This is a genomic window from Enterobacter cloacae complex sp. 2022EL-00981 (genome assembly GCF_028737495.1).
Taxonomy (GTDB): Bacteria; Pseudomonadota; Gammaproteobacteria; order Enterobacterales; family Enterobacteriaceae; genus Enterobacter; species Enterobacter cloacae.
Window position 1 is genome coordinate 21,226 of record NZ_JAQZRK010000047.1, and the last position, 6,234, is coordinate 27,459.

Here is a 6,234-nt window from a genome sequence, read left to right on the forward strand (position 1 = left end):
AAGTACCCGTACTGTTTTCACCCTGTCAATAAAAAACGCGCCCGAAGGCGCGTTGGCGGTAAACTCAATTTAAAGGATTACTCTTCTTCAACTTCTTCCGCGAAGCTGGCGTCTTTCACCGAGGTCGTGGCGCGACGGGCTTCACCTTTGTGCTGCACTTTATTGAGCTGCCGTTCCAGCTTGTTGATCAAATCATTAATAGCGGTGTACATATCCTCGTGTTTTGCGCTGGCGACCAGATGGCCGTTTGGAGTATTGATAGTTGCGTCAGCGATGAAACCCTGCGGCTCCTTAGACAGGATGATATGTGGATTAATCAAGTGTGTTTGCCATTTATCCAGTTTGGCGAGACGGTCTGCGACGTGCTGGCGAATTGCCGGGGTAATTTCCATTTGTTTGCTGGTAATGTTCATTGTCATAAATTTTACCTCTTGTCTTTCCGTCTTGGTGATTCCAGCATACCTGTCCTAATGTCAAAATGTGTGATTTAGATCACGTTATTTTGTCGGTTTTTGTCAGGGAATCTTTTTTGTGAGGCAGGGCAGGAAGAGGTGAGATTTACCTTGTCGAAGGCAAAAATTGCGGTCATAGTTGATAGGATGTGTTGAAGCTAAACCGCTTCAGCTTTGTCTGAAATGAATAAAAAAACGGCAGCCCGCGGGCTGCCGTTTTGCTTTGACGTCGCTATCAGGTGTTGCTGCTGTTCGCGGCGATGATTTTTGCTACCTTGTCTGCCTGTGCGGTCATCTGCATCTGGCGGTAAGCATTTTCCATCAGCTTCAGGCCGTCGCGGGTCGCCTGCGTATCCGGATAATCACGCAGCATTCCTTCTACACGGTTAACCACGGCAACCCATGCGCCACGACGGGTGTAGTATTCAGCAACCGAGTATTCGTATTTCGCCAGTCGGTCTTTCAGGAACACCAGACGTTTGGTGGCGTCGGTTACGTACTGGCTGTTCGGATAGCCGCGCACCAGTTTGGAAAAGTCGTTGAACGCATCACGCGCATGCTGCGGGTCACGGTCGGAGCGATCCACACCGAAGAAGCCCTGCAGGGCACTGTCATCCAGCGCCATGTTGGTCAGACCGCGCATGTACATTACATAGTCGATGTTAGGATGAGTCGGGTTCAGACGCATGAAACGATCGATGGTTGCCTGAGCCAGCGGCAGATCGGCATTTTTATAGTATGCGTAGATGAGATCTAACTGTACCTGCTGCGAATACGGACCAAATGGATAGCGATTATCCAACGCTTCCAGTTGCGTTATCGCCTGTTTCCAGTTACCGTCCTGCAACTTTTGTTGTGCAGTCGCATAGATTTCATTCGGCGGATTGTCAGGGACCTGTTCATTTGAACCGGAGCAGCCCACCAAAGCCAGGCTCAACGTGGCCGCTGCCACCAGATATTTCATGCGCGTCATGACGTTTTGACTTTCCTCAAATGTTTGTCCGGGAGAAACTCTGTTCCTGCTCCCGATTAAGACCAGCTACAATAGCACACTATATTAAACGGCAAAGCCGTAAAACCCAACGTTAAACGAAGAAGCAGTTTATGGCACAACGAGTAGAACTCACCGCAACAGTCTCCGAAAATCAGCTCGGTCAACGCTTAGATCAAGCTTTGGCCGAATTGTTCCCTGATTATTCGCGTTCACGCATAAAAGAATGGATTCTTGACCAGCGCGTGCTGGTAAACGGTAAAGTCTGGGACAAACCGAAAGAGAAAGTGTTAGGTGGGGAAGCTGTCGCCATCAATGCTGAAATCGAAGAGGAAATCCGCTTCGAGCCACAGGATATCCCACTGGACATCGTCTATGAAGATGATGACATTCTGGTAATTAACAAGCCGCGCGACCTGGTTGTTCATCCGGGAGCGGGGAATCCTGACGGTACGGTACTTAACGCACTTCTCCATTATTATCCGCCGATTGCTGATGTGCCGCGTGCCGGTATCGTGCATCGTCTGGATAAAGACACCACCGGTCTGATGGTGGTGGCAAAGACCGTACCTGCCCAGACTCGCCTGGTGGAATCACTGCAGCTGCGTGAGATCACCCGCGAATATGAAGCCGTGGCTATTGGCCATATGACTGCTGGCGGTACGGTTGATGAGCCGATCAGCCGTCACCCTACCAAACGTACTCATATGTCGGTGCATCCGATGGGTAAACCGGCGGTAACGCACTATCGCATTATGGAACATTTCCGCATTCATACGCGTCTGCGTCTGCGTCTGGAGACCGGTCGTACCCACCAGATCCGCGTGCATATGGCGCACATCACCCATCCGCTGGTGGGGGATCAGGTTTACGGTGGTCGTCCGCGTCCGCCAAAAGGAGCATCGGACGAGTTCATTAGCGTACTGCGCAAGTTTGATCGTCAGGCGCTGCACGCCACCATGCTGCGCCTTTATCACCCTATTTCAGGGATTCAAATGGAATGGCATGCGCCGATCCCGCAGGATATGGTGGAGCTTATTGACGCCATGCGCGCGGATTTTGAAGAACACAAAGATCAAGTGGACTGGTTATGAGCAAACTGATTGTTCCGGAGTGGCCACTGCCTGAAGGTGTGGCTGCCTGCAGTTCAACCCGCGTTGGCGGGGTAAGCCAGGGGGCGTGGGCGTCTTTGAACCTTGGCGCACACTGCGGCGACAACCTGGAACACGTTGAAGAAAACCGCTCGCGGCTGTTTGCTGCGGGCAACTTACCGTCTAAACCGGTGTGGCTTGAGCAGGTTCACGGTAAAGCCGTGCTGAAGTTGACGGGAGAACCCTACGCGTCTAAACGTGCCGATGCCTCCTACAGCGATACGCCGGGAACAGTATGCGCGGTGATGACAGCCGATTGTCTGCCGGTGCTGTTTTGTAACCGTGCGGGTACCGAGGTTGCGGCTGCTCATGCGGGCTGGCGTGGTCTGTGTGAAGGCGTGCTGGAAGAGACCGTCGCCTGCTTCAAAGACGATCCTGCAAATATCATTGCCTGGCTTGGCCCGGCAATTGGTCCTCAGGCATTCGAGGTGGGCCCAGAGGTTCGTGAAGCGTTTATGGCAAAAGATCCGCAAGCCGTTAACGCTTTCGAACCCGTGGGGGAAAAATATCTGGCCGATATTTATCAGCTTGCACGTCAGCGTCTGAATAATGTCAAGGTGACGCAGATCTTCGGCGGTGACCGCTGTACGTTCACCGAAAAGGGTGATTTCTTCTCTTATCGCCGCGACAAGACGACGGGGCGTATGGCAAGTTTTATTTGGCTGATATAACCTAAAGAATCAAGACGATCCGGCACGTGCCGTTTTCTTTTCACATAATTCAGGTCATTAACCTTGAATAATTGAGGGATGACCTCATTTAATCTCCAGTAGCAAATTTGACCTGTTATGGGAGGAGTTATGCGTCTGGATCGTCTTACTAATAAATTCCAGCTTGCTCTCGCCGATGCCCAGTCCCTTGCACTGGGGCACGACAACCAATTCATCGAACCTCTTCATTTAATGAGCGCCTTGCTGAATCAGGAAGGGGGATCGGTACGTCCATTATTAACGTCTGCTGGCATTAATGCTGGCCAGTTACGCACTGCCATCGATCAGGCGCTGAGCCGTTTACCGCAGGTAGAAGGTACCGGCGGTGACGTTCAGCCGTCCCAGGATCTGGTGCGGGTGCTGAACCTTTGCGACAAGCTGGCGCAAAAACGTGGGGACAACTTTATTTCGTCGGAACTGTTTGTTCTGGCGGCGCTTGAATCACGCGGTACCCTGACCGACCTGCTGAAAACTGCCGGCGCAACCACGGCCAATGTGACTCAGGCGATTGAGAAAATGCGTGGGGGGGAAAGCGTGAACGATCAGGGAGCCGAAGACCAACGTCAGGCTTTGAAAAAATTTACGGTCGATCTGACCGAGCGTGCTGAGCAGGGTAAACTTGACCCGGTGATCGGCCGTGATGAAGAAATTCGCCGTACTATTCAGGTTCTGCAGCGCCGTACCAAAAACAACCCGGTGCTGATTGGTGAACCGGGTGTTGGTAAAACCGCCATCGTTGAAGGTCTGGCGCAGCGTATTGTAAACGGTGAAGTACCGGAAGGGCTGAAAGGCCGCCGTGTACTGGCGCTGGATATGGGGGCGCTGGTGGCCGGGGCGAAGTATCGCGGTGAATTCGAAGAGCGTCTGAAAGGGGTGCTTAACGATCTGGCAAAACAGGAAGGCAATGTCATTCTGTTTATCGATGAGTTGCACACCATGGTCGGTGCCGGTAAAGCAGACGGCGCGATGGATGCCGGGAACATGCTGAAACCTGCACTGGCACGCGGTGAACTTCACTGTGTGGGTGCCACGACGCTGGACGAGTACCGTCAGTACATCGAAAAAGATGCTGCGCTTGAACGTCGTTTCCAGAAGGTGTTTGTCGCGGAACCAAGCGTGGAAGATACCATCGCGATCCTGCGTGGTCTGAAAGAACGTTATGAGCTGCACCACCATGTGCAGATCACTGACCCGGCGATTGTTGCGGCAGCGACGCTTTCGCATCGTTATATCGCCGACCGTCAGTTACCGGATAAAGCGATCGATCTTATCGATGAGGCCGCATCCAGCATTCGTATGCAGATAGACTCGAAACCGGAAGAGTTGGACAGACTCGACCGTCGTATTATTCAGCTTAAACTGGAACAGCAGGCACTCAAGAAAGAGTCTGATGAAGCCAGTAAAAAACGCCTCGATATGCTCAATGAGGAACTGGACGATAAAGAGCGCCAGTATTCTGAGTTAGAAGAAGAGTGGAAGGCAGAGAAAGCGTCACTCTCTGGCACTCAGACCATTAAGGCTGAACTTGAACAGGCAAAAATTGCCATTGAGCAGGCGCGTCGTGTGGGTGACCTGGCGCGAATGTCAGAGTTGCAGTACGGCAAAATCCCTGAGCTGGAGAAACAGCTTGAGATTGCGACGCAGTCTGAAGGCAAAACGATGCGTCTGTTACGTAACAAAGTAACGGATGCGGAAATTGCTGAGGTGCTGGCGCGCTGGACCGGTATTCCGGTAGCACGCATGATGGAAAGCGAACGCGATAAACTGCTGCGCATGGAGCAGGATCTGCATCAGCGCGTGATTGGCCAGGACGAGGCGGTTGAAGCGGTTTCCAACGCCATCCGTCGTAGCCGCGCCGGATTGTCTGATCCTAATCGTCCGATTGGTTCGTTCCTGTTCCTGGGCCCTACCGGGGTGGGGAAAACCGAGCTGTGTAAGGCGCTGGCTAACTTTATGTTCGACAGCGACGATGCGATGGTGCGTATCGACATGTCCGAGTTTATGGAGAAACACTCCGTTTCACGTCTGGTGGGTGCGCCTCCGGGATATGTCGGTTATGAAGAAGGTGGTTACCTGACAGAAGCGGTACGCCGTCGCCCTTATTCCGTCATCCTGCTGGACGAAGTGGAAAAAGCGCACCCGGATGTGTTCAACATTCTGCTGCAGGTCCTGGATGATGGTCGTCTGACCGACGGGCAGGGGAGAACGGTGGATTTCCGTAATACGGTCGTGATCATGACATCGAACCTGGGTTCCGATTTGATTCAGGAACGTTTCGGTGAACTGGATTACAGCCATATGAAGGATCTGGTTCTGGGTGTGGTTAGCCATAACTTCCGTCCGGAGTTCATCAACCGTATCGATGAAGTGGTGGTATTCCATCCTCTGGGTGAGAAACACATTGCGTCGATTGCACAGATCCAGCTGCAGCGTCTGTACAAACGTCTGGAAGAGCGTGGATATGAAATTCACATCTCTGACGATGCGCTGAAACTGCTGAGCGAAAATGGTTACGATCCGGTTTACGGGGCGCGTCCGTTGAAACGTGCTATCCAGCAGCAGATCGAAAACCCTCTGGCGCAGCAGATACTGTCAGGCGAACTGGTTCCGGGCAAAGTTATCCGTCTGGAAGCCAACGACGACCGAATTGTGGCAGTGCAGTAAGTCACAAAACGCAAAAACGAGCCGCTTGCGGCTCGTTTTTGTTTAAAAACCAGGCCAGAATTGAGGTCTGGGATGTAATTTGCCTGGAAAGTGAGCAGTCAGTAAATAATTTTCACTTTATCCTTGCGGCTTCAGAATTACTCCCTATAATGCGCCTCCACTGACACGGAACAACGGCACACACGCCGCCGGGTCAGCAGAGAAAAGCAAATTAAACGCTTGACTCTGAAGCGGGAAAGCGTAATATGCACACCCCGCGCCGCAGC

The 6,234-nt window shown here is 52.4% G+C and carries 5 protein-coding genes; 3 read left to right on the forward strand and 2 right to left on the reverse strand.

The window, feature by feature from the left end; translation table 11 throughout:
• Window positions 1-77: 77 nt before the first annotated feature.
• Window positions 78-419, reverse strand: coding sequence for a ribosome-associated translation inhibitor RaiA (gene raiA / locus PUZ33_RS24085; protein WP_008502470.1), 342 nt, complete (start codon window positions 417-419; stop codon window positions 78-80).
• Between the two features lie 268 nt (window positions 420-687).
• Window positions 688-1,425 carry an outer membrane protein assembly factor BamD gene (bamD, locus tag PUZ33_RS24090; protein WP_013098339.1) on the reverse strand — a complete coding sequence of 246 codons (738 nt, stop codon included), beginning with the start codon at window positions 1,423-1,425 and terminating at the stop codon, window positions 688-690.
• 131 nt (window positions 1,426-1,556) lie between these two features.
• Here bamD and rluD point away from each other — a divergent pair, with 131 nt between their 5' ends.
• The 3 genes from rluD (at window position 1,557) to clpB (ending at window position 5,968) form a co-directional block, all read left to right on the forward strand.
• The gene (gene rluD, locus PUZ33_RS24095; RefSeq protein ID WP_029882082.1) at window positions 1,557-2,537 is read left to right on the forward strand and encodes a 23S rRNA pseudouridine(1911/1915/1917) synthase RluD; all 981 of its coding nucleotides are present in this window, start codon (window positions 1,557-1,559) and stop codon (window positions 2,535-2,537) included.
• Entirely contained in the window at window positions 2,534-3,265 is a 732-nt protein-coding gene (gene yfiH, locus PUZ33_RS24100; RefSeq protein ID WP_038980875.1) for a purine nucleoside phosphorylase YfiH, read from the forward strand. Before rluD ends, yfiH begins: the two co-directional genes overlap by 4 nt.
• Before the next feature lie 129 nt (window positions 3,266-3,394).
• Window positions 3,395-5,968 (forward strand): ATP-dependent chaperone ClpB, encoded by a 2,574-nt coding sequence (gene clpB / locus PUZ33_RS24105; RefSeq protein WP_013098336.1) that lies wholly within the window; start codon window positions 3,395-3,397, stop codon window positions 5,966-5,968.
• Window positions 5,969-6,234: the final 266 nt, after the last annotated feature.